The organism is Chryseobacterium sp. C39-AII1, from assembly GCF_039672645.1.
In the GTDB taxonomy this organism is placed as follows: Bacteria; Bacteroidota; Bacteroidia; order Flavobacteriales; family Weeksellaceae; genus Chryseobacterium.
On the sequence record NZ_JBDFPQ010000004.1, the window covers coordinates 139,650 to 161,985 of the forward strand.

Annotated in this window: 22 protein-coding genes; 15 read left to right on the forward strand and 7 right to left on the reverse strand. The window is 33.5% G+C overall.

The window, feature by feature from the left end:
* The first annotated feature begins 97 nt into the window (after positions 1 to 97).
* Positions 98 to 796: a DsbA family oxidoreductase gene (locus ABEG63_RS08650; RefSeq protein ID WP_346584173.1), complete on the forward strand. Its 699-nt coding sequence runs from the start codon at positions 98 to 100 to the stop codon at positions 794 to 796.
* On the opposite strand, the gene ABEG63_RS08655 is transcribed toward ABEG63_RS08650, so the two are convergent.
* Positions 793 to 1,272 (reverse strand): DUF296 domain-containing protein, encoded by a 480-nt coding sequence (locus ABEG63_RS08655; protein WP_346584174.1) that lies wholly within the window; start codon positions 1,270 to 1,272, stop codon positions 793 to 795. The two genes, ABEG63_RS08650 and ABEG63_RS08655, sit on opposite strands and share 4 nt — an antisense overlap.
* A gap of 699 nt (positions 1,273 to 1,971) precedes the next feature.
* Between ABEG63_RS08655 and ABEG63_RS08660 the strand changes: the two genes are divergently transcribed.
* Complete coding sequence (locus tag ABEG63_RS08660; RefSeq protein WP_267403053.1) at positions 1,972 to 2,313, forward strand: hypothetical protein; 342 nt, start codon at positions 1,972 to 1,974, stop codon at positions 2,311 to 2,313.
* 3 nt (positions 2,314 to 2,316) lie between these two features.
* Here ABEG63_RS08660 and ABEG63_RS08665 read toward each other — a convergent pair whose 3' ends face one another.
* Positions 2,317 to 3,048, reverse strand: coding sequence for an MBL fold metallo-hydrolase (locus ABEG63_RS08665; protein WP_346584175.1), 732 nt, complete (start codon positions 3,046 to 3,048; stop codon positions 2,317 to 2,319).
* A 136-nt stretch (positions 3,049 to 3,184) separates the two neighbouring features.
* On the opposite strand from ABEG63_RS08665, the gene ABEG63_RS08670 reads away from it, so the two are divergent.
* Complete coding sequence (locus ABEG63_RS08670; protein WP_346584176.1) at positions 3,185 to 3,892, forward strand: YetF domain-containing protein; 708 nt, start codon at positions 3,185 to 3,187, stop codon at positions 3,890 to 3,892.
* Positions 3,893 to 4,125: 233 nt separating this feature from the next.
* Here ABEG63_RS08670 and ABEG63_RS08675 read toward each other — a convergent pair whose 3' ends face one another.
* Positions 4,126 to 5,607 (reverse strand): PLP-dependent aminotransferase family protein, encoded by a 1,482-nt coding sequence (locus tag ABEG63_RS08675; protein ID WP_346584177.1) that lies wholly within the window; start codon positions 5,605 to 5,607, stop codon positions 4,126 to 4,128.
* 65 nt (positions 5,608 to 5,672) lie between these two features.
* On the opposite strand from ABEG63_RS08675, the gene ABEG63_RS08680 reads away from it, so the two are divergent.
* From ABEG63_RS08680 to ABEG63_RS08705, 6 genes are all read left to right on the forward strand, one after another.
* Positions 5,673 to 6,299: a hypothetical protein gene (locus tag ABEG63_RS08680; RefSeq protein WP_346584178.1), complete on the forward strand. Its 627-nt coding sequence runs from the start codon at positions 5,673 to 5,675 to the stop codon at positions 6,297 to 6,299.
* The gene (locus tag ABEG63_RS08685; RefSeq protein WP_346584179.1) at positions 6,289 to 7,398 is read left to right on the forward strand and encodes a pyridoxal phosphate-dependent aminotransferase family protein; all 1,110 of its coding nucleotides are present in this window, start codon (positions 6,289 to 6,291) and stop codon (positions 7,396 to 7,398) included. The genes ABEG63_RS08680 and ABEG63_RS08685 overlap by 11 nt, the downstream gene beginning before the upstream one ends.
* A complete protein-coding gene (gene bioD / locus ABEG63_RS08690) occupies positions 7,395 to 8,003 on the forward strand; it encodes a dethiobiotin synthase (protein WP_346584180.1) in 609 nt (202 codons plus the stop codon). The genes ABEG63_RS08685 and bioD overlap by 4 nt, the downstream gene beginning before the upstream one ends.
* Complete coding sequence (gene bioB, locus ABEG63_RS08695; RefSeq protein ID WP_346584181.1) at positions 8,000 to 8,983, forward strand: biotin synthase BioB; 984 nt, start codon at positions 8,000 to 8,002, stop codon at positions 8,981 to 8,983. Before bioD ends, bioB begins: the two co-directional genes overlap by 4 nt.
* A gap of 94 nt (positions 8,984 to 9,077) precedes the next feature.
* Entirely contained in the window at positions 9,078 to 10,349 is a 1,272-nt protein-coding gene (gene bioA / locus ABEG63_RS08700; RefSeq protein WP_346584182.1) for an adenosylmethionine--8-amino-7-oxononanoate transaminase, read from the forward strand.
* A gap of 59 nt (positions 10,350 to 10,408) precedes the next feature.
* Positions 10,409 to 10,945: a GNAT family protein gene (locus ABEG63_RS08705; protein ID WP_346584183.1), complete on the forward strand. Its 537-nt coding sequence runs from the start codon at positions 10,409 to 10,411 to the stop codon at positions 10,943 to 10,945.
* Positions 10,946 to 10,991: 46 nt separating this feature from the next.
* On the opposite strand, the gene ABEG63_RS08710 is transcribed toward ABEG63_RS08705, so the two are convergent.
* The gene (locus ABEG63_RS08710; protein ID WP_346584184.1) at positions 10,992 to 12,197 is read right to left on the reverse strand and encodes an MFS transporter; all 1,206 of its coding nucleotides are present in this window, start codon (positions 12,195 to 12,197) and stop codon (positions 10,992 to 10,994) included.
* Positions 12,198 to 12,276: 79 nt separating this feature from the next.
* On the opposite strand from ABEG63_RS08710, the gene ABEG63_RS08715 reads away from it, so the two are divergent.
* The 6 genes from ABEG63_RS08715 (at position 12,277) to ABEG63_RS08740 (ending at position 19,764) form a co-directional block, all read left to right on the forward strand.
* Complete coding sequence (locus ABEG63_RS08715) at positions 12,277 to 13,053, forward strand: AraC family transcriptional regulator (RefSeq protein WP_346584185.1); 777 nt, start codon at positions 12,277 to 12,279, stop codon at positions 13,051 to 13,053.
* 120 nt (positions 13,054 to 13,173) lie between these two features.
* Positions 13,174 to 13,650 (forward strand): TlpA disulfide reductase family protein, encoded by a 477-nt coding sequence (locus ABEG63_RS08720; protein WP_346584186.1) that lies wholly within the window; start codon positions 13,174 to 13,176, stop codon positions 13,648 to 13,650.
* Positions 13,651 to 13,750: 100 nt separating this feature from the next.
* Positions 13,751 to 14,083, forward strand: a complete 333-nt coding sequence (locus ABEG63_RS08725) for a hypothetical protein (RefSeq protein WP_267403068.1) — start codon at positions 13,751 to 13,753, stop codon at positions 14,081 to 14,083.
* Between the two features lie 82 nt (positions 14,084 to 14,165).
* The gene (locus ABEG63_RS08730; protein WP_346584187.1) at positions 14,166 to 17,306 is read left to right on the forward strand and encodes a CusA/CzcA family heavy metal efflux RND transporter; all 3,141 of its coding nucleotides are present in this window, start codon (positions 14,166 to 14,168) and stop codon (positions 17,304 to 17,306) included.
* Between the two features lie 90 nt (positions 17,307 to 17,396).
* Positions 17,397 to 18,605: a TolC family protein gene (locus tag ABEG63_RS08735; protein WP_346584188.1), complete on the forward strand. Its 1,209-nt coding sequence runs from the start codon at positions 17,397 to 17,399 to the stop codon at positions 18,603 to 18,605.
* A 7-nt stretch (positions 18,606 to 18,612) separates the two neighbouring features.
* The gene (locus tag ABEG63_RS08740; RefSeq protein WP_346584189.1) at positions 18,613 to 19,764 is read left to right on the forward strand and encodes an efflux RND transporter periplasmic adaptor subunit; all 1,152 of its coding nucleotides are present in this window, start codon (positions 18,613 to 18,615) and stop codon (positions 19,762 to 19,764) included.
* A 106-nt stretch (positions 19,765 to 19,870) separates the two neighbouring features.
* Here ABEG63_RS08740 and ABEG63_RS08745 read toward each other — a convergent pair whose 3' ends face one another.
* The 3 genes from ABEG63_RS08745 to ABEG63_RS08755 form a co-directional block, all read right to left on the reverse strand.
* Positions 19,871 to 20,683, reverse strand: a complete 813-nt coding sequence (locus tag ABEG63_RS08745) for a ferritin-like domain-containing protein (RefSeq protein WP_346584190.1) — start codon at positions 20,681 to 20,683, stop codon at positions 19,871 to 19,873.
* A 25-nt stretch (positions 20,684 to 20,708) separates the two neighbouring features.
* Complete coding sequence (locus ABEG63_RS08750) at positions 20,709 to 21,422, reverse strand: ferritin-like domain-containing protein (protein WP_346584191.1); 714 nt, start codon at positions 21,420 to 21,422, stop codon at positions 20,709 to 20,711.
* Positions 21,423 to 21,503: 81 nt separating this feature from the next.
* Entirely contained in the window at positions 21,504 to 22,073 is a 570-nt protein-coding gene (locus ABEG63_RS08755; protein WP_267403074.1) for a fasciclin domain-containing protein, read from the reverse strand.
* Between the last annotated feature and the right edge of the window lie 263 nt (positions 22,074 to 22,336).

Here is a 22,336-nt window from a genome sequence, read left to right on the forward strand (position 1 = left end):
GCAGCCTCTTTTTTTATGATACTAATAGTTTCCACCTATCAATTTTCATTTTACATATAAAGTGAAAGAATTAAATTTGGTTCGTAAAATTTAAACAATGAAAATAGAAGTTTGGTCAGACGTGATGTGTCCGTTTTGTTATATAGGAAAACATAATTTTGAGCAGGCACTCGAAAAATTACCTTTTAAAGATAAAGTAGAAGTAGAGTGGAAGAGCTTTCAGCTGGATCCAACATTGGAATCTGGAAAAGCCATCAGCACTTCGCAATATTTTAAAGAAAAGAAAGGTTTTCCAGAATCTCAGGCTCAGCAAATGATGAATCATGTTTCTGAAGTTGGAAAATCTGCTGGCTTGGAATTTAATTTTAGTAAAGCTTTAATCACAAATACCTTTTCAGCGCATAAAATTCTTCATTTGGCTAAAAAATATAGTAAAGCAAATGAAATGGAAGAACTTTTGTTTAAAGCTCATTTTACAGATGGAAAAGATGTTTCTGATGTTGATGTTTTAAGTTCTTTAGCTTCAGAATTAGGAATTAATGAAGAAGAAACTAAAAAAGTACTAAGCTCTGATGAATTTGATTATGAAGTAAATCAGGATATTTTGGAAGCCAGAAATCATGGGATTAGTAGCGTTCCGTTTTTTGTATTAAATGAAAAGTATGCTGTTTCTGGAGCGCAACCCGTGAATGTTTTTGAAGATGCTTTAAGACAGACCTTTAAAGAAACGGAATCACCGTTTATAAATTTATCAGATCAAGGAAATTCTTGTGATGATGATGGCTGTACAATTTAGGATAAAAACCTGTCGTTATCATTATTAAAATAAATAATCTGAGTATTTAAAGGGTGGAGGAAAAATTCACCCTTATTTAATATCTTAGCATCCAAAAGATCGCCTGCCATAGCATAATGTTCTTCATCAAAAGTTACATTGAGTTCTAAAATAGGGCTTTCATCAATATTACAGACACTTCCTGATATATTGGCGGTCATATTTTTAGCATTAAATTTCACATTAAAATGCTTTTTAGTCCCCGGATTTTTAAAACGAAGCAGAACATCTTTTATGGAGCCAACCCCAACTATTTTTCCGGTTGTTATTTTTTGACTTATAATAAAATCGGTAAGGGCATCTTTTAAGCTTGATTTTTCTTTTATACTAATGAGATAACTGTTTTCAATCTTTCTAGCCGACCAAAAGTCGCCTCTAAAACTATTTGCATCCATAAAGTGTATATAATTAAGTGGTAACAACTCTATAATTTTCAATTATTTAAAGATAAACTTGTTAAAGTAATATTGTTCTGTTTCCTAATACATTCTCTATGCCATATTCGTACAAAAAACTCTAATACAATAAATTTTAGTATTAAAAAAATTAGAATAATTATTCGTAGCATATCATTTTAATGAAGATTTGAAAATTAACTTTTATTAAAAATTTTAGTTAAAAAATATTGATTTGAGAATATTTTTCAAATCTCAAAGAAATGATAGATTAATCTATAAATAGTGATAAAAAATACCACAGACATACCATGAAACTTTTTGATATCACCCATAAACAATGGTTTAAAGCTATTTTGATGTTTAAACCTAAAATGCTTGATTGTAATCATAAATTTATAAGACGATAATATTCTACTTTTGACCCCAAGATTTAACTAACAGATATTTGATGAGTAAAAAAAATGATAAATATTAGCAAAATTGCGATCCGCGTGGTATGTATGTGGTATTGTAATTTCGTGAAAATATAATCATTTTTTATTTCTTTGCTCTTACCTTAAAATTATATGAATGCCTAGGTGTTTATAATTTTAAACAAAATATCAAAAAGCATGAAAATAATATATCAAAAAGACGAATTTTATTTATTTTTTTGAGAAATAGTAAATTAAAGTTTAAGAGTGGAATAGAGCCTTTGCATTTAAGCATCGGAATTGAGTAGAGATGAGAAAGAATAGTATGAAAAACGACAAAGCGGAAATAAATTTAGACGATTTAAACCAAAAAATTTTGGCACAGGATGAGATTATAACATTAGCGAAAGAAAACTCGCCTCGTCTTTTGAACAAATCTCGATTGGTTTATCCCGATTTTTTTGATAAAATATTCGCTATACAGCCCAATCTGAAGAATTCGGAGCTTATTTTTTGTATTTATTTAAAACTTAATCTATCAACTAAAGAGATTGCCACTTACACTTTTGTTACCCCAAAAGCCATTCAAAATCGTAAAAACAGATTAAGAAAAAAACTGAATATTGCTTCTGAAGTAGATATCTATAAGTGGTTCAATCAATTATAATTATTAAAATTCTAAAATAGCCTTTTCCAGATCGTGGTATAAAAGAACTTTCCAATGGTTTTCTTCAGCCTGCTGTTGCCAAAGGTGTCTCAGTTCCATTGCTTTTCTCCCATCATAGTCGCTTTTATAGGCCAAATGATATTTCAGATAAGACTCTTGTGGAAGGTTATCTGCACCATAAAAGATGGTTTCTCCTGCTTCATTAATCCAAAAAACCTGCATAAAAGGAGTGTGACCTCCGGTAACTTCAAATGAAATTTCATTATTGATTTTTCCGATATCTTCATACATCCAAATAATATGAGGTAACTGAATAATTTTCTTCAAAGTATCCAAATCAAAGGAATAATTTCCTGTGTTTTGCAGAGCGAAATCTAGTTCTCTTTTCTGAATATAAATTTTAGCATTTGGAAAATTAGATTCAAAACCACTGTCTGTAGATTTTAAAATTCCTTCAATGTGATCTTTATGAAGATGAGAAAGTAATACTTTTGTTATTTGCTCCGGATTGATATTATTTTCTTTCAATTTTTCTAGTATAATTAATTCTCCTGCATTATTTTTCCAGCCAATACCAGCATCTAAAAGGATGTAATCATTTTTTGTAATAACTAAAAACGGCTGAACCGACATTTTAATACCTTTAATTTCATCAAAATTTTCATCAGTTAATAAAGTAAAATCTTTCGTTTTATTGGTTGAGAAATTACCTTCTTTCAGTGGAATTATTTTCATTAGAAAAGTGTAAATATAAAATGCAAATTTCCCTATAATTATTAATTTATAAAAACGCTTTTTTTCGATCATTATTATCGCTAAAACCGATTGTTATTGGTCTGTTTTTTGGATTTGATAAAATAAATAATTTTCTATGTTCTCTTTATTTTTATTGAATTTTAATTGGAAAGAATTATTGATGGGTCATGAAGAGTGGTCATTTCTTCTGGAAATTATTCTTCGTACAGCAATTATGTTTATTGCCATTATTATTGGCTTACGAATTTTAGGAAAAAGAGGGGTGAAGCAATTGTCTATTTTTGAACTTGTTGTAATTATTGGCTTAGGTTCTGCAGCAGGAGATCCTATGTTTAATAAAGACGTGGGAATAATTTCCTCAATAATAGTATTTATAGTGATAATTATTCTTTACAGCATTGTTACTTTTTTTATAAGTAAAAATAAAAAATTCGAGACATTAGTTGAAGGGAAATCAATTTGCCTGATTAAAAATGGTGAATTTGCTATTCAGAATTTCAAGAAAGAAAATTTAGGTAGTGATGAATTTTTTTCCGAATTAAGATTAAAGGGCATTTCACAACTTGGTCAAATAGAAATGGCTATTGAAGAAGTTTCTGGAGAAATCAGTGTTTTCTTTTTTGAGGAAGAAAATGTGAAATATGGTTTACCTATTTTACCTCATTCTTTAGATAAATCATCAGAACAAATTATTAAAAAAGGTCATTATGCATGTACTTTTTGCGGACATACAGAAGAGAAAAATATAGGAAAAGGAGGTCATTGCATTATTTGTAAAAAAATAAATTGGATACCCGCTAGTAATAAAAGGAGGATTACCTGAAAAATATTAATAAAAAAACAAAAAGCCCCTAAAAAGATAGGGGCCTAAAAAAACACAAATGATGAAAAAAAATTATTTCGTGCTTCAAATATAATGAATTTATCAATACTTTGTATAATTTTTAATAAAAAATAAATCCTAATTTAGATTCAAGAACAGAATGGTGAAATATATTTTCACTTATTTATATTATAAACTCTTAATATTAAATAAATTAATTAGTAAACTTTAAATTACTTTACGAGGTTTACATTTTTTGAAAAAATGAGAATACTTTTTTCCATTTCATCAAAATTTAGATTTCCAAAACCTAAGCGCATTGCTGTAAGATTTTTATTTTGATACAGTAATGTTTTTGGGATAAAAAGATGATCATCTGCACAAGCTCTGCTTAGCTGCATTAGATTAATTGGAGTTTTCCATTCTGCCCAAATGGCCAATCCGCCTGAAGGTTTCTGAAAATCAATACATTCTCCTAAATATTCATTCAATAATAAAGAAAAATAATCACGTCTTTCCTGATAAATTTTCAAAGATTTCTTTAAATATCGATTGATTTCACCTTCTGCAATCATTTCACCCAGAACATGTTCCATCAAAACATCGCCCTGTCTATCAATAATTCCGAGATATTTTCGCATTTCGATCATCAGATTTTCAGGAGCAACGATAAATCCGGTACGAAAACCTGGTGCAAGAGATTTTCCGAAAGATCCGATGTAGACAACCATTCCGTTGGTATCAGCGCTTGCAAGGGGAAGAATCGGACTTTTATCGTAGTGAAAATCGTAATCATAATCATCTTCTAAAATGATAAAACCGAATTCGTTGGCAAGATTTAAAAGTTCTAATCGCCTTTGAGCACTCAAAGTAACAGTGGTCGGATAATGGTGATGTGGCGTAAGATACAGCATTCTAATCTTCTGTTTTTCACAGATTTTACGGACTTCCTCTACGGTGAGTCCGTCATCATCAATCGGAATGGATTGAATTTTAACTCCTGCTTTTTGGAAAATCATATTGACAGAAAAATAACTTAATTCTCCAACCAAAACGGTATCACCTTGAGATAAAAGAATTTCAGAAACAATATAAATACTCATTTCCGTACTTCTTGTAATTAAAAGATTATTCTTTGAAATTGGTAATCCTCTTGATAAATTTAGATATTTTGAAAGATTTTGCTTGAAAAATTCACTCCCATCCTGATTGTATTGTCCGATTTTATGCGCTTTTCTTTTTAAAATAGAGCTGTAAATTCTGGAATGCTGATCGATTTGCGTTAAACGAATATCGGGAATTCCGTCGTTGAAGATATATTCACAATTTGAATATTCGAAAGGATTATCCAAAATATTGGACATTTTGAAAGAAAATCCGGTTGTTTTTGGGTAATTTTCAAGATGTCCTTTCTCAAAATTTTTAATTTCTAAAGGTTTGTCCTGATCTTTTCCAATAACGAAAGTTCCTTTATTGGGAAGGCTTTCTACCCAACCTTGAGCAAATAATTCGTCATAAACAGAAACAATTGTATTTCTGTGAACTTCCAAAATCTGGCTTAAAGCTCTCGTTCCCGGAAGTTTTGTTCCGAAAGGCAAAAAACCACGTTGTATTGCATTTATTAACTGATTTGAAATTTGCATGTAAATCGAAACCTCAGAATTTCTATCGATTTTAATGAAACTTTGATAAGGAATTTCAACCGGACTATCCATAATCTTAAAACTGGCACCATTCAACCATCCGGCAATATACTACTTTTGAACCAAAACAAAAAAGAATGGAATTTTACAATCTTTTAGACAAAATTGTTCATCACAATAAAACTCATGCAAAATGGCTGAATACACTTTCATTCATGGAAAATGCAGGAGCGAGAAAAATTTCTGCTTGCGAGCATCCCACGAAAGTTAGTTTAATTCAATTAAAACATGCAACGGAAGAGCATCGCCATGCTTTTTATCTGAAAAAACAAATCGGAAAAATTGATCCTGAATTATGCAAAACGTATGAAAGTAATGAATTATTAGCTTCTATTGCAACTCGACAATATCTTCATTCTCTTGATATTAAGGCTTGTAAATACCTTCAACAACATTTTAAATTAAACAAAGAAGAATTAAAATTTGCTGCCTATCTTTTTGTGACATATGCCATTGAAGTTCGTGCTGATGAATTGTATCCGGTGTATCAGGATATTTTGACAAAAACTTCATCAAAAATTATGGTTAAGTCAATTATTTTGGAAGAAGAAGGGCATTTGGAGGAAATGATTAATCAACTGAATGAATTTTCGGAAGATTGGAAAGTTCATGCTGAAGTTATTTTGAATATTGAAAAAAAACTTCATGAACAATGGGTCAGTGCGATTTCTGAGGAAGTTTTGCAATTAAATTATGCTGAATAAATTTCATCATTTTCAGGAAGTTTTAGAAAAAAGAAAAGAAAGCGGAACATTAAGAATTTTAAAGCAAAAGCAAGAAGGAATAGATTTTTATTCTAATGATTATTTGGGATTAGCAAGAAATAAAGATTTTCAAGAATTATTATTAAAAAAAATCACAGAAAATCCTGAATTGCTAAAAGGAAGTACAGGTTCAAGATTAATAAGCGGAAATAGTTCTATTGTTGTTGAAACCGAAGAATTTATTGCTAAAGAACATCAATATGAATCTGCATTGCTTTTTCCTTCTGGTTATAATGCAAATTTAGCTTTGTTTTCAACACTTCCGACTCGTCATGATACAATTATTGTTGATGAACAGATTCATCGTTCTGTACACGATGCGTGTAAGATGTCTAATGCTAAAAAATTGAAATTTAAACATAATGATGTTGAGGATTTAGAAAGGATTTTAAAAAAGCAAAACGGACTTTGTTATGTAGCAATTGAAAGCCTGTATTCGATGGATGGAGATATTGCTCCCATTAATGAAATTGCTGAAATCACGGAAAAATATAATGCGAATTTAATTGTCGACGAAGCTCATGCTTTTGGTGTTTTTGGATATGGTTTGGTTGATAAATTTCAACTTCAAAATAAAGTTTTAGCGACAGTTATTACTTATGGAAAAGCTCTGGGAACTCATGGCGCAGCGATTTTAACGAATGATTTAATCAAATCTTATCTCATAAACTTCGCATCACCTTTTATCTATTCAACTTCAGCGCATGATTTTCTTTGGATGAGCATTCAAGAAGGATATCATTTTTTAAATACAAATAAAGAATTATCAATCAAACTTCAGGAAAATATTAAAATTTTTCGTGATCAAAATTTGAAAAGTCCCTCTTCGGAAAACAGTCCGATTCAGGCGATTATTATTCCTGATAATCATCAATTAAGAACTTTAAAAGAAGTTTTATTTGAAAATGGATTTTTGACGTATGCTGTCTTTAGTCCGACTGTGAAAGAAGGAACGGAACGGTTGAGGATTTGTCTGCATAGTTTTAATACGGAAGAAGAAATTATACAATTAACAAATATCATTAAAAAATTTACATGAAATTATTTGTAACCGGAATCGGAACAGAAGTAGGGAAAACCGTTTGTTCGGCAGTTTTAACGAAATATTTTAATGCAGATTATTGGAAACCCGTTCAATCCGGAGATTTGGATTTTTCTGATAGTATGAAAATCAAAAGCTGGGTTGGAGAAAATACAGTTTGTTATCCAGAAACTTATCGATTTCAATTGGCAGCTTCTCCGCATCAATCAGCAAAAGAACAAGGAATTACAGTTAATTTAAATGAATTCAAACTTCCTCAAACTCAAAACAATTTAATAGTAGAAGGAGCTGGAGGATTGATGGTTCCTTTAAATGATACTGAATTTATTATTGATTTAATTGAAAAATTAAACATTCCAGTCGCTTTGGTTGTGAGGAATTATTTAGGTTGCATCAACCATACTTTATTATCGATTTTAGCCTTAAATCAAAGAAAAATAAAACTACAATATTTAATTCTTAATGGATATTTTCCATTTGATACTGAAAGAATTATTTGCGAAAATATTCAATCAGAAACGAAAATTATTAGAATTCCGGATATCAAAAACATTACAAAAGAAAATATAGAAAGTATTACAAAACAATTAGAAAATAGATGAGAGATAAAACAAAATTGAGAAATGATTGGACGAAAGAAGAAATCGAAGAAATCTACAATCTTCCGCTTCTTGAATTGATCTATAAAGCAGCAACAGTTCACCGTGAATGGCACAATCCAGAGGAAGTTCAGATGTCGACTTTGCTTTCCATAAAGACCGGAGGTTGCCCCGAAGATTGTTCGTATTGCGGACAAGCGGCTCGTTATCACACCAATATCAAAGTTCAGGCGTTGCTTCCGACGGAACAGGTTATTGCACATGCTCAAAAGGCAAAAGACAATGGTTCGTCACGTTTTTGTATGGCTGCAGCTTGGCGAGAAGTACGTAACAACCGCGATTTTGATCGAGTTATCGATATGGTAAAAGGTGTAAACGACCTTGGAATGGAGGTTTGCTGTACATTGGGAATGCTAACGGAAGAACAAGCAATTCGCCTTCAAGAAGCTGGTTTGTACGCTTACAATCACAATTTGGATACTTCAGAACAATATTATGAAGAAATTATTTCTACGAGAACTTTCGATAATAGAATTAATACTATCAATAATGTAAGAAAAGCTGGAATTACCGTTTGTTCAGGAGGAATTATCGGTCTTGGAGAAACTCAAGGAGACAGAATTTCCATGCTTTTAACATTATCAACAATGCCAAAACATCCGGAATCTGTTCCCATCAACGCATTGGCTAGAGTAGAAGGAACGCCGCTTCAGGACAACGAAAAAACGAACACTTGGAAAATGGTGAGAATGATTGCAACAGCAAGAATTATCATGCCTTCATCGATGGTTCGTTTGAGCGCAGGAAGAATTGAAATGACTGAATTTGAACAAGGTTGGTGTTTCATGGCAGGAGCAAACTCGATCTTTACGGGAGAAAGAGAAACCCTTTTGGTAACGCCAAATCCGGGAGTTTCGGAAGATATGCAAATGCTGCAGACTTTAGGATTGAAACCGATGAAAAGAGAAAAAACAATGTGCTAAAAAGTTTAATTGTGAATGGTTAATCGTGAATTTTTAAAATTGACGAGCAAAGCGAATTGACTATTCACAATTGACACAAATAATACTATCATTTATGACTTTACAAGAGCGTGACAGAGCCGTCAACTGGCATCCTTACACGCAAATGAAAACGGCAGGAGATGCAGTTCCGATCATAAAAGGAAAGGGAATTTATCTTTTTGATGACGAGGGAAAACAATATATTGATGCGGTTTCTTCATGGTGGGTGACGCTTCACGGACACGCAAATCCGTATATTGCACAAAAGGTTTCTGAGCAGTTGAATATTTTGGAACAGGTTATTTTTGCAGGTTTTACACACGAACCGGCAATTCAACTTTCGGAAAATTTGTTGCAGCTTTTACCCGATAATCAGGATAAGGTTTTCTATTCCGATAACGGTTCGACTGCGGTTGAAGTTGCTTTGAAAATGTGCATTCAGTTTTGGCATAATCAAGGAAAAGAAAAGACGAAAATTCTGGCTTTTAAAGATGCTTATCATGGCGATACTTTCGGAGCAATGTCTGTGAGCGGGAGAAGTGTATGGACAAAACCTTTTGGCGAAATGCTTTTTGAAGTGATTTTCATTGATACACCGACTTCGGAAAATCTTAATGATTTAAAATCAATTATTAAAAATCATTCGGAGGAAATTACCTGTTTTATCTATGAGCCTTTGATTCAGGGCGCTGCGGGAATGTTGATGCATCAACCAGAAGATTTATCAGAATTAATGAAGTTTTGTAAGGAAGAAAATATTTTAATGATTCAGGACGAGGTTTTTACAGGCTTTGGAAGAACGGGGAAATTATTTGCAGCCAATTATCTATCAGAAAATCCTGATATTATGTGTTTTTCGAAAGGTTTAACAGGCGGAACGATGCCAATGGGAATTACCACTTCAACTCATCAGATTTTCGAAGCTTTTTTGTCTGATGATAAGTATAAAACGTTATTTCACGGGCATTCTTTTACTGCAAATCCTTTGGCTTGTACGGCAGCTTTGGTGAGTATGGAACTTTTGTTGAAAGAAGAAACTTTAAATAATATTAATCTCATCAGTGAAAAAAATTTAATTTTTTCTAAAGCTTTACAACAGCATTCAAAAGTTGAAAATGTAAGACAGACAGGTACAATTTTAGCGTGGGAAATAAAAAATGATAAACAAACTTCTTATTTTAATGAAATCGGAAAAATTTTATATAACGAATTTTTAAAAAGAGGAATTATTATGCGACCATTGGGAAACGTAATGTATATTGTTCCGCCATATTGCATCACTTCGAAAGAATTGGATTTTATCTATCGAAATATTTTAGAGGTTTTAGATCAATTCAAAGTTTAAGATTCTTAGTTTAAAGTTTGATGAATAACCCTATTTTTGTTTTGAATTAAATTAAAATCATGCAGCTTTTTACAGAAAGATTACTTTTAAGAGATATTACAATAGATGATAAACAGGCGATTTTCGATTATCGTTCAGATGCAGAAGCCAACAAATTTCAAAGCTGGATTCCTGAAACGTTAGAAAATGTTGAGAGTTTTATTGAAAGAAATAATAAAGAATTCAATCAACCGGAAAGTTGGTATCAGATTTTAATTACGGACAAAGAAACAAAAGCAGTCATCGGAGATATCGGAATTCATTTTTTCGGAGATGAAAATTTACAAGTAGAATTGGGAATTACATTAAATAAATTCTTTTACGGTAAAGGTTATGCTTCCGAAGCTTTAAAAAGTGTTATTGATTTTCTTTTTAATGATTTAAATAAACATAGAATTATGGCTTCCATCGATCCTGATAATGGTGATTCTATGAAGTTAATGGAAAGAATCGGACTTAGAAAAGAAGGACACTTTAAGAAAAGTCTGTTTTGGAATGATAAGTGGGTTGATGATGTAATTTTTGCTGTTCTAAAAGAAGAATGGATTAAAAAATAAATAAAAACCGTCTCCATCGAGGCGGTTTTATTATTTAAATCAAATATCAATCTTCAACGAATTTATTTCCTCCCGCTTTTATTCCAAAATAAAGCATAACTATTACGGCAAAAGAAAGGAAATAGAAAGAAGTTTTCCAGGTCGGATCCCAATCGTGAAGTTTTCCAAAAACCGGCGGACCAAAAGCGGCAATTAAATACCCTACAGACTGCGCCATCCCTGAGATTTTGATCGCATTGGCGCTCGATTTTGTTCTTAACGAAAAAAACAAGATCGCAAGACTGAATGACAAACCATTTGATAATCCTATGAATACTGCATTTACATAAATCCATTCTGATTTCAGGAAAGCAAACATTAAGGTGCTTATCAGCAGCAAACTGCAGATAAAAACGATCATAGCCTTTTGGTTTTTCATCTTTTGAGCAATTATCGGAGCTCCAAAAGTGACAGGAAGCATCGTAATCTGAATGACAAACAAAACCCAGCCGGAAGACTCAGCATTCATCTGATGATCCGTGAGAAATGCCGGAAGCCAGGCCATAATGCAGTAATAAAATAGTGATTGTAATCCCATGAAAATGCTGATATTCCACGCTTGGGAAGATCTAAACATATTAAAATCTGAACTGCTGATCGACGATTTTACTTCCTGCAATTTATTTTTATTAAAAATCATTTCGATGATGACTACAATTATTGCCAATAATGAAATAACAAGCCATATTCCCAACGAACCTCGCCACCCAAAGCCTGTCCATTTTCCGATGTTGATGCTAAATCCTGATGCTAATGCTGCGCTGATATTCATTGAAACAGCAAAAATCCCTGTCATCAGTCCGATCTGTTTAGGGAAATTATTTTTAACATAGCCTGGCGTTACCACATTTCCGATACAAATTCCTAAGCCGATAAAAACCGAGCCCAAAAATAAGGTTGAAAGAGAACCCATAACTCTTAAAAATAATCCGAAACTTAAAATGATTAATGAATAAAGCAGCAATCTGTTTATGCTCAGCTTATGAGAAAAACGGCTTACTAATACCGAACAGGTGGCAAACATAAAAAGTGGAATAGAGGTAAGCATGCTGATTTGTAAACTGCTAAGTCCCAATGTGGTTTTTATATCGCTTAAAACCGGAGAAACAGAAGTAATAGGTGAACGTAAATTACTGGATACCAATATTACAATTAAAATATTTACCAAAAGTAAAATGTAAGAGATATTTGTTTTTGTTTCGTTTTTTGTCATATGTTAAAATTTCTACAGCAAAATTAGTTTTGTAATTTTATTTAAATTTGTCAAAATATTAACTTAAAACGACATTATTTTGAATAATGATAATATAATTGATGAATTAAAAAAGCCCTATTTTGTTTGGTTTGAAAATGATTGGGAGCACGATGATATTCTTCATTCTCATAAAAAAGGACAGCTAGTTTATGTTGAAAGCGGCTTTCAGTATTTAACGATTGAAGAGAAAATTTATCTGCTTCCACAAAATCATGCCGCTTGGATTCCGCCTAATGCAGTGCATAAAACGAATGCCCATTCAGAAAAAATTAAACTGATGATTATGTTTTCGGATATCGACAGTAATGAAGATTTTTACCATCAGGAGAAAATTTTCTCCGTTCCGCCTGTTTTAAAGGAAATGATTAAATATTCCGAAAAGTGGTCTAAAAGTTTAGAAAATAATTCGGATGAATCTACTTTTTTAAAGGCTCTTTTTAATGAACTTCCCCACTTTGTAGCTAATTCTTTACAATTACATCTCACGCTGCCAAAAGATAAGCGGCTCTCTAAAGTAATGGAATACCTTCATCATCATTATAACCAGGACTTTAAAATGGAAGATCTCAGTGATCTTGCCATACTCTCATTGAGAACTTTGGAACGTATTTTTAAAACTGAAACCGGGATTACCCTCAATAAATATCAACAGATGCTGCGCATTATCAAAAGTCTGGAATTTCTGAGTTCAAAAAATCTTACGATTTCAGAGATTGCTTTTGAGGTAGGATATAAAAGTGTGCAGGCCTACACGAGAAGTTTTCTTTCAGTGATGCACTGCAGACCGAGTGACTTTGCGAAAAGTATTCAGTAAAATAATTATCTTTAAAGTATGGAAAAATCGTGGTTTTGGGTAAGAAAAAATGCTGTAAATATTATTTTTTTCGTCTTTTTCTTTTTGTTTTTAGTGAACAAAGATGTTAAAACATGGGTAATGAAACAGATTGTTTCCACAGGATTATTGAATTCAAAAATTGAAGATAAAACAGAATCCGTTACTGCTGCTGATTTTAATGTGCGGGATATAAATGGTAAAAGTATTTCAACTCAGGATTTCAGGAGCAAAGTCGTTTTTATTAATTTCTGGGCATCGTGGTGTCCGCCGTGCAGAGCAGAATTTCCGTCTATTCAGAAAATATATGAAAAATATAAAGATAACCAGAATGTAGAATTCCTAACCATAAATCTTGATGATGATGTAAATGCCGGAAAAAAATTCTTAGAAAAGAATAAATATAGCATTCCATTTTGGGTTTCAAATGGAAATATTCCTCAAGAAATTTACAACGGTTCGCTTCCGACTACTGTAATTCTTGATAAAAATGGTAAAATTAGACTGAAACATACCGGAATGGCAGATTACAGTAAAGACTCTTTTTATCAGCAACTTGAAAAATTAATCATAGAATAAAATCATATTTAATGGCAATTTAACAATAGATTTTTCTTTCAAAAAAAATTTAAGCCCTATCTTTGCGGCCATGTTGAGATGGTTTTCCATAGTATGTTCAATGATTTATGTGCTTGCAACAACCAATGTTGGTGAAGTGTTGAAAGTGCCTTTATTTGTAGAGCATTTAATGGAATATCAGGGAACTGTTTCTGAATTTTTGGTGGAACATTATGATAATCACAAGAAAGATGCAGATTGGGATACGGATCAAAAGCTTCCTTTTATCAATCCGCCGGTTGTTTTGATGGTTCACGCTCAACTTCCCGTAATTATTTTTCACATCGAAAAAATAAAAGAGATTATCATATCTCAAAAACCAACTGTTTATCAGGAAAAAGACTTTTCCAGCAGTTATCTTTCCCGTATTTTTCAGCCACCGCGCTTTTGTTAATTGATTTTTAACTTAAATATCAATGTTTTAGGATTTTTTTCTAAAGCAGTTGATTTCTATTTAATTCAATTAATAAATTTTTATGTTAAATAAAATTATTGAGTTTTCTGTAAAGAATAAACTCATTATCGGTTTTTTTACCATAGGACTGATTCTTTTTGGAATTTATGAAACCACAAAACTTCCCATCGATGCACAGCCTGATATCACAAGTACACAAGTTCAGGTAATTACTGTTGCGCCTTCATACGGAGCTGCGGACATCGAACGTCTCGTAACTTTTCCTATCGAACAGGCAACCAGCAATATCAGCGGAATTACTCAAATCCGCAGTTTTTCACGTTTCGGATTGTCGTTGATAACGATTGTTTTTGATGATGATACTGATGTTTATTGGGCTCGTCAGCAAGTTCAGGAACGACTGCAATTGGTTCAGGAAAATATTCCAGCAGGTATCGGAAAACCGGAATTAGGACCCATTTCATCAGGTTTAGGTGAAATTTTTCAATATGTTGTTCGAGCTAAAAAAGGTTACGAACATATTTATGACGAAACCGAACTGAGAACCATTCAGGATTGGGTGCTTCGCCGACAATTATTAGGAACAAAGGGCGTTGCCGATGTCAGTAGTTTTGGAGGTAAATTAAAGCAGTACGAAATTGCTATCAATCCCAATCAGCTTCAGGCTTTTAACATTACCATTAATGATGTTTTTGATGCACTTGAAAAAAACAATCAAAACACAGGTGGAGCGTATATCGAAAAGAAAGAAACCGTTCTTTTCATCCGAAGTGAAGGACTTTTAGGAAGTGCAGAAGACATTGGAAATATTCAGGTTTCCAATACAAAAGAAGGAATTCCTGTTCATATTAAAGATGTTGCTCAGGTGAAAATAGGCTTTGCAACCCGTTACGGAGCAATGACTTATAATGACAAAGGCGAAGTTTCCGGAGCCATTGTTATGATGTTGAAAGACGAAAATGCCAATGAAGTTGTTGGAAACATCAAGCAGACTTTAGATAAAATTCAGGAATCTTTACCGGAAGGCGTTGTGATTGAACCGTTTTTAGATAGAGCTAAAATGGTAAATAACACGATTAGTACTGTAAAAACCAACTTAATGGAAGGTGCTTTAATCGTCGTTTTCATCTTGGTTTTATTTCTTGGAAATTTCAGAGCGGGTTTATTGGTTGCTTCAGTCATTCCTTTGGCAATGCTTTTTGCCATTATTATGATGAATATTTTCGGAGTCGGAGGAAACTTGATGAGTCTTGGAGCTTTAGATTTCGGATTGATTGTCGATGGTGCTGTAATTATCGTAGAAGCGGTTTTGCATCAATTAGCCCACAAAAAACATTTCGGAAAAGACAATATGCTTTCAAAAGCTGAAATGGATGGTCAGGTTTCAAGTTCCGCAACAAAAATGGTGAACAGTGCCGTTTTCGGACAAATCATTATTTTAATTGTTTACCTGCCGATTTTTACGCTTCAGGGGATTGAAGGAAAAATGTTCAAACCAATGGCGCAAACCGTTGCTTTTGCTTTGATTGGAGCGTTTTTATTGTCATTAACTTACATTCCGATGATGAGTTCTTTGGTATTGAGCCGAAAGAAAAAAACAAAAGATAATGTTTCTGACAAAGTGATGGCGAAAGTGGAAATCGGTCATCAGAAGCTATTAATTAAAGCTTTAAAATTCAGAAAAACAATTATTGCAACCGTTATTATTTTGTTTGCAGGAGCAGTTTTCGTATTGTCAAAAATGGGGGGAGAGTTTATTCCGTCTCTGGAGGAAGGTGATTTTGCCGTTGAGATGAGAATTCTTCAGGGAAGTAATATTGAAGAAACGAAAAAAGCGACAACACAAGCCGCTAAGATTTTGTTAAAGCAATTTCCGGAAGTTGAGAAAGTCGTGATGAAAATCGGAAGTGGAGAAATTCCAACCGACCCAATGCCGATGGACGGTGGTGATATGATTGTTGTTTTAAAACCGAAAAAAGAATGGACTTCAGCACATTCGTTCCCTGAACTTTCTGATAAAATGAACGAAGCATTACAAGTTATTCCGGGACTTACTGCTAGTTTTCAGTTTCCGGTTCAGATGCGTTTTAATGAATTGATGACGGGAGCAAAACAGGATGTGGTTTGTAAAATTTATGGCGAAGATTTAGACAGTTTGGCGACTTATGCTAAAAGATTAGGTGGAATTATTTCAACCGTTAATGGCGCTCAGGATTTGTATTTAGAGCCTGTTGTCGGTGCTCCGCAAGTTGTGATTGATTATAATCGGGCTGAACTTTCTCGTTACAATATTTCCGTTGCAGAAATCAACAGAGTCATCAATATGGCTTTTGCTGGGCAAACTGCGGGTGTTTTGTACGAGGGCGAAAGAAAATTTGATATCGTTGTAAGAATGGATAATGAGCATAAAAAAGATATCTCAAGCATCCAAAATCTGTTGGTTCCAACTCCGAATGGAGAGCAAATTCCTTTGTCGCAACTGGCGAAGGTAGAATTAAAAGAAAGTCCGAATCAGATTCAGAGAGAGAATACAAAACGTAGGATTGTCATTGGTTTCAATGTTCGTGGAAGAGACGTTCAGAGTATTGTAGAAGAGCTTCAGCAAAAGGTTAACAAAGATTTGAAATTATCTGCAGGTTACACGATTTCTTACGGTGGTGCTTTTGAAAATTTAAATCAAGCTAAAGCAAGATTAGGAATTGCCGTTCCGATTTCGTTGGTGATGATTTTCTTATTGCTGTTCTTCGCTTTCGGTTCTGTAAAACATAGTTTGCTGATTTACACCGCAATTCCGTTATCTGCAATTGGTGGAATTTACTTTTTAGCATTACGAGGAATGCCTTTCAGCATCAGCGCAGGAGTTGGATTTATCGCCCTTTTCGGAGTAGCTGTTTTGAATGGAATTGTATTGATTTCAGAATTCAACCGACTGAAAAAAGATGGTGTCACGAACTTAAGCCGAATTGTTTTGATAGGAACGAGAATCCGTCTTCGTCCAGTTTTGATGACCGCTTTTGTGGCTTCATTAGGATTTTTACCAATGGCGATCAGCAACGGAGCCGGAGCGGAAGTTCAGCGACCTTTGGCAACTGTGGTTATCGGAGGTTTGATGTTGGCAACACTTTTAACCTTGTTCGTTTTACCGATTCTTTACGTCTTATTTGAACGAATCAGTAAAAAGAAAAAGTTCAAAAGAAACTAAATCTTGGCTGAGTGAAACGCCTTTGCGAACGAAAAATCAAAAGTCTCAATTAAAAAAATCTTAGCGCTCATAACATTAAAAATAAATACAATGAAATTTTCAAACAATTATAAAAAACTGTCCGCATTTTTATTTCTGATGTCTTTCGGAATGATAAATGCGCAGGAAAATATTACCTACGAACAGGCTTTGGAAAAAGCTTTTCAGCAAAATGGAACTTTAAAAAACTCAAAATTAATTTCTGAATATCAGGAAAAATTAAAGGCAAGTTATCTTGATATTCCACAAACGGAAGTCAGTGCGCAAATCGGACAAATTAATGGAATTGAAACTGATAATTCTTTCTCTATTTCTCAACGTTTCAGTTTTCCGACGGTTTATACCAAAAGAAAACAAATGTTGGATGCAGAATGGAATGCGAGTGTCATCAATCAAAATTTGACGAAAGCGCAATTAACAAAGGAAGTTTCCGATGTTTTTTACCGAATTCTTACGCTTCAGGAAAAGAAAAAAGTGATTGAATATATCAGCAAACTGTACAGCAGTTTTGCTGAAAAAGCGAGTTTGAGACTGAAAAAAGGTGAAACCAATATTCTAGAAGAATCAACCGCAGAAATTCAGAACGAACAGGCAAAAACTCAGTTGAATATGCTTGAAAATGATTTAAATATTGCCAAACTTCAGCTTCAGTTATTGCTTCAGTCCAAAGAAAAATTTCAACCTGTTTCGGACAAACCGATTATGAATGTTAATCTTCAGGTTTCGGAAGAAATGCTTCAGCAACATCCTGAATTACAATATTTAAATCAACAAATTAAAGTTAATGAAGCAGAAGCGCAACTTGAAAAATCGAAGTTGTTGCCGGATTTATTGGTCGGATATACGAATCAAAGTATGAAAAATCTGAATAACAATCGTTTTAATGCGGTTCAGGTCGGCGTTGGAATTCCTTTGTTTACGAAAGGTCAGAGAGTTTTGGCAAAAGCGACAAAAGCAAAAGTGGCGATTTCAGAAAATCAATATCAATTAAAAGAAATTGAACTGAAAAACAGATTCGGACAGCAAATTAATAATTACACCAATCAACTGAAAATCGTTGATAATTATGAGCAAAAACAGCTTCCAAAGTCTGAAACCATTTTAAAAACGGTTCAAAAACAATTAGAAGTCGGCGAAATCGATTATCTGAACTGGGTAATCCTGACGAATCAGGCAGTGAAAACAAAGGTTGATTACATTGATAATCTCGAAAGACTCAACCAAATCGGTGCAGAACTTAATTTTTTACTATCAAAATAAAAGCGAAATGTATCTTAAAAATATCTCAATCTTCAGTTTAAGTGTAATTCTGATTTTATCTTCCTGTTCAGGAAAAAAAGAGGAAGAAAAAACGGTGTATGAAAACACAAAATTCAAGGAAAAAAACCAGAATACGGTTCAAATGTCGGATAAGCAATTGGAATCGATTGGTTTAACGACAACAACCATTCAGGAAAAAACAATGCAAAAACGGGTTCGCCTGAATGGTAAAGTGGAAATTGCGCCGTCTCATATCAGTTCGGTTTCCAGCATTATGGGCGGTCATATCAAATCGATTAATGTGATTAATGGAAGTCATTTCAGTAAAGGACAGGTTTTGGCTGTTGTAGAAGATCCGCAATTTATTCAGCTTCAACAGGATTATTTGGTGACGAAAGCGCAGTTGGAATCTGCAAGATTGAATTTAAGCCGTCAAAAAGATTTGAATATCACCAAAGCGACCAGTGATAAAACTTTGCAAACCGCTCAGGCAGATTATTCAACATTGAATGCAACGTTGAGAGGTTTGGAGGAAAAATTAAGAATTATCGGAATTAATGCAAAAGGTTTAAATTCATCCAATATCAGAAGTAGAATTAATGTTTATGCACCTTTCAGTGGTTTTGTGAGCAAAATTCTGGTGAATAATGGACAATATATTAATCCTTCTGATACTTTGTTTGAATTGATTAATCCAACCGGATTATTGCTTGAATTAAAAGTATTTGAAAATGATGTAAATGACGTGCAAATCGGACAGGAAATTTTAGTTTATAACAATCAAAATCCAGATAAAAAATCGACTGCAAAAATTGTAAGTATTGTTCCGAGTATTGAAAATGGCGGTTCGTCAATTGCTGTCGCAAAACTTTCAGCATCAAATCCTGAGTTCATCAAAGGAATGTACATTAATGCAGAAGTGACGATAAACAGTAGATTTACGATTGGATTACCTAATGAATCTGTGGTTTCTTTTGAGAGTAAAAATTATATTTTTGAAGATTTAGGGAACAAGAAATTTAAGATGATTCCTGTAAACGTAGGGATTTCTGATGATCAATTCACAGAAATTTTAAAAGCGGATAATTTGAAAGATAAAAAGATTGTTCAGAAAGGAGCTTATGGGCTTTTGATGGCGCTGAAAAATAAAGCAGAATAAAAAAGCGAATAAAAAGACTGACGTTAATGTCAGTCTTTTTATTTTCAACAAAAATCCTTTCTCAAAACTAGAAAGGATTCTTACCAAACATTAATATTAAATATCACTATACAATAAACAAAGATGCTATGGTTTGAGCATCGCTTCCTGTTAAAATTTCATCATACGCGGCAGAACCTGCTGCAGCTCCAAAAGCCGTTGCAGTATTGAATCCTGCCTGATTGGTCACATCTTCGCCAGCATACACGGCATTTGTTGCAGGAGGCATATTTCCGCCGTCTGCAAGTTCTATCCAGCCTTTGTTAGCACGCATTCTTCGCACCTGAGAGGCATGTCTTGCTTCCACAGAATGAATTTGTAATGCAGCCTGCAAAACAGCTTTATTAGACATCACATTTCCTGCCTGGCCTTTGTAGGCCCTAACTCCAGTATCTTCAAAAGCCTGAGCCAGAACCAAAAACTGACTATAATCTGTGAAAGGGGAGAAGCTCCCGTTTGCGGTAAAATCAAAAGTAGGTTTTGCTCCCGGGGTCGTTCCTAAAGAAGTTAAAGTACTTTTTAAGAAATTGACGTGGGCTGCTTCATGTTTTGAAATTTGCATAAAAACTGCTCGGTCTCCGTTAGGAATTAATGTTCCCGCGGCCAATCCCATGGCATAAAATTCATTTTCAAGATATTCAAGGACTAAAGCCAATTGAAGTGCATCCGTCAAAGCATTTTTAAATAAGCTAGAATCTGTAGTGGTTACCGTTTCTGCTTTAGCAGAAGTCGTCATTAATGCTCCCAATCCAAAAGGGATGGATGCTACAGCAGCTTTTTTACCAGCTGAAGAAAGATTCGTAATTGTTTCTAATCGTGAAGTTTCTGTAGTGAAAAATTTATCGTTAGAAAGTTTATCCAGTAATTTTAGAATATTCATAATAATAGATTTAATGGTGAATAATTTAGCCGATTCCTTGTTCTTTCCATGTAAAAGGAGTTTTGAAAAACCCTCCTGCCGCGGCAACAATATCTTTTGGTTCTTTGGCAAGATCCAATCCGTTGGCATCTATCACGTCATCTCCTGAGAAAGCTGCTGTTCCTGGATTTATTAGGTTTCTGATTGCTGAAGCATGCCTAGCTTCCACAGAAACTATTTTTCCGGCAATTACCAGATAGGTAGGATTTGTTATGTATTTTCCGGCTCCGTTATACGCTGCAACGCCAGTATCTTCCAATGCTTTTGCAGTAGCCAGCACAGAATTTTTGTCATTGAAATTTACATTTGGATATTGAAACTCAAGCTTGGGTAGTACATTTGAAGTGGCTCCGCTGATAGCCGCTTTGAAAAAATCTCTGTGAATTACCTCATGATGGTACAAATCTGTGAATAATTCCTTTTCAATACTCGAAATGCCACTGTAAAAATTATTAACTACTTTGGTGTAAAAATCGGCTTCCAACTGTTCAAGGGCATAGGCGTAATTCAGTATACCTACATCTCCTGATCCCAGATCAAAAACATCATTATCCATAAAGTTAAAATCGTCATTATCATCGCATCCAATAAGGGTGAGTCCGGCAATAGCCAATCCAACACCACTTAGTTTTAAGAAATTTCGTCTTCCTGTATCAAGTGTTGCTCCTTGATTAGAAACCTGAATTGTTGTTCTTTTCATAATATTATTTTTTAAGTGTTTGATTATTGATGAAGAAAAGAACAGCATATTATTTTATGCTGTTCCAACAACTAATAAGCCCTAAGGCATTAAAACAGTGTCGATCACGTGAATCACACCATTTGACTGATTTACATCTGCAATAGTAACTTTAGCATCATTTCCTTTCGCGTCTCTCACATAAAGGTCTTTGCCTTTGGTCCAGAAAGTAAGTTCTTCGCCTTCTACTGTTTTCATCATGCTTTTTCCGTTTCCGGCTTTCACGGCTGCCCAAATTTCTTTAGCATTGAATTTTCCAGGAAGCACATGATAAGTAAGGATTTTTGTAAGCGTAGCTTTGTTTTCAGGTTTTACCAGATTTTCTACCGTTCCTTTTGGTAATTTTGCAAAAGCCGCATCCGTTGGAGCCAATACCGTAAAAGGACCTTTTCCCTGTAAAGTTTCAACCAAACCTGCTGCTTTTACTGCTGCAACCAATGTTTTATGGTCTTTTGAATTAACAGCATTTTCAATAATGTTTTTTGAAGGGTACATTGCTGCTCCGCCAACCATTACTGTTTTTTCTTTCATCGTTTGTGCAGTTAAATTTCCACTGAAAGCGAATGATAAAACCATCATTCCTGCTACTGCAATTTTTGATCTTGTGTTCATTGTATTAAATTTTAAGTGTTGTTTAAATTTTTCGTTGTTAATGTCATTTACGAGGCTGGTTTTAATTCAGATTTAAAAAAGATTAAATTATTTTCAACTAATTGATAATCAGTTTGATAAATTTCGTTTTTCCATGGGATTTTATTTGGAAATTAATAAATCATTAAAAATTAAATCTTTAGGCAGAGAAATTGCAAACGTCTGTTTAATTTTATTGAAGAATTGAAATTTGGTTTAAAAATTGTTTTTAATTTGGAATATTT

Excerpts from the sequence above, each read along its gene's own strand:
- ABEG63_RS08650 (WP_346584173.1), top strand. The coding sequence starts at position 98 with ATGAAAATAGAAGTTTGGTCAGACGTGATGTGTCCGTTTTGTTATATA.
- ABEG63_RS08660 (WP_267403053.1), top strand. The coding sequence starts at position 1,972 with ATGAAAAACGACAAAGCGGAAATAAATTTAGACGATTTAAACCAAAAA.
- ABEG63_RS08665 (WP_346584175.1), bottom strand. The coding sequence starts at position 3,048 with ATGAAAATAATTCCACTGAAAGAAGGTAATTTCTCAACCAATAAAACG.
- ABEG63_RS08670 (WP_346584176.1), top strand. The coding sequence starts at position 3,185 with ATGTTCTCTTTATTTTTATTGAATTTTAATTGGAAAGAATTATTGATG.
- ABEG63_RS08675 (WP_346584177.1), bottom strand. The coding sequence starts at position 5,607 with ATGGATAGTCCGGTTGAAATTCCTTATCAAAGTTTCATTAAAATCGAT.
- ABEG63_RS08680 (WP_346584178.1), top strand. The coding sequence starts at position 5,673 with ATGGAATTTTACAATCTTTTAGACAAAATTGTTCATCACAATAAAACT.
- ABEG63_RS08685 (WP_346584179.1), top strand. The coding sequence starts at position 6,289 with ATGCTGAATAAATTTCATCATTTTCAGGAAGTTTTAGAAAAAAGAAAA.
- bioD (WP_346584180.1), top strand. The coding sequence starts at position 7,395 with ATGAAATTATTTGTAACCGGAATCGGAACAGAAGTAGGGAAAACCGTT.
- bioB (WP_346584181.1), top strand. The coding sequence starts at position 8,000 with ATGAGAGATAAAACAAAATTGAGAAATGATTGGACGAAAGAAGAAATC.
- bioA (WP_346584182.1), top strand. The coding sequence starts at position 9,078 with ATGACTTTACAAGAGCGTGACAGAGCCGTCAACTGGCATCCTTACACG.
- ABEG63_RS08705 (WP_346584183.1), top strand. The coding sequence starts at position 10,409 with ATGCAGCTTTTTACAGAAAGATTACTTTTAAGAGATATTACAATAGAT.
- ABEG63_RS08710 (WP_346584184.1), bottom strand. The coding sequence starts at position 12,197 with ATGACAAAAAACGAAACAAAAACAAATATCTCTTACATTTTACTTTTG.
- ABEG63_RS08720 (WP_346584186.1), top strand. The coding sequence starts at position 13,174 with ATGAAACAGATTGTTTCCACAGGATTATTGAATTCAAAAATTGAAGAT.
- ABEG63_RS08725 (WP_267403068.1), top strand. The coding sequence starts at position 13,751 with ATGATTTATGTGCTTGCAACAACCAATGTTGGTGAAGTGTTGAAAGTG.
- ABEG63_RS08730 (WP_346584187.1), top strand. The coding sequence starts at position 14,166 with ATGTTAAATAAAATTATTGAGTTTTCTGTAAAGAATAAACTCATTATC.
- ABEG63_RS08735 (WP_346584188.1), top strand. The coding sequence starts at position 17,397 with ATGAAATTTTCAAACAATTATAAAAAACTGTCCGCATTTTTATTTCTG.
- ABEG63_RS08740 (WP_346584189.1), top strand. The coding sequence starts at position 18,613 with ATGTATCTTAAAAATATCTCAATCTTCAGTTTAAGTGTAATTCTGATT.
- ABEG63_RS08745 (WP_346584190.1), bottom strand. The coding sequence starts at position 20,683 with ATGAATATTCTAAAATTACTGGATAAACTTTCTAACGATAAATTTTTC.
- ABEG63_RS08750 (WP_346584191.1), bottom strand. The coding sequence starts at position 21,422 with ATGAAAAGAACAACAATTCAGGTTTCTAATCAAGGAGCAACACTTGAT.
- ABEG63_RS08755 (WP_267403074.1), bottom strand. The coding sequence starts at position 22,073 with ATGAACACAAGATCAAAAATTGCAGTAGCAGGAATGATGGTTTTATCA.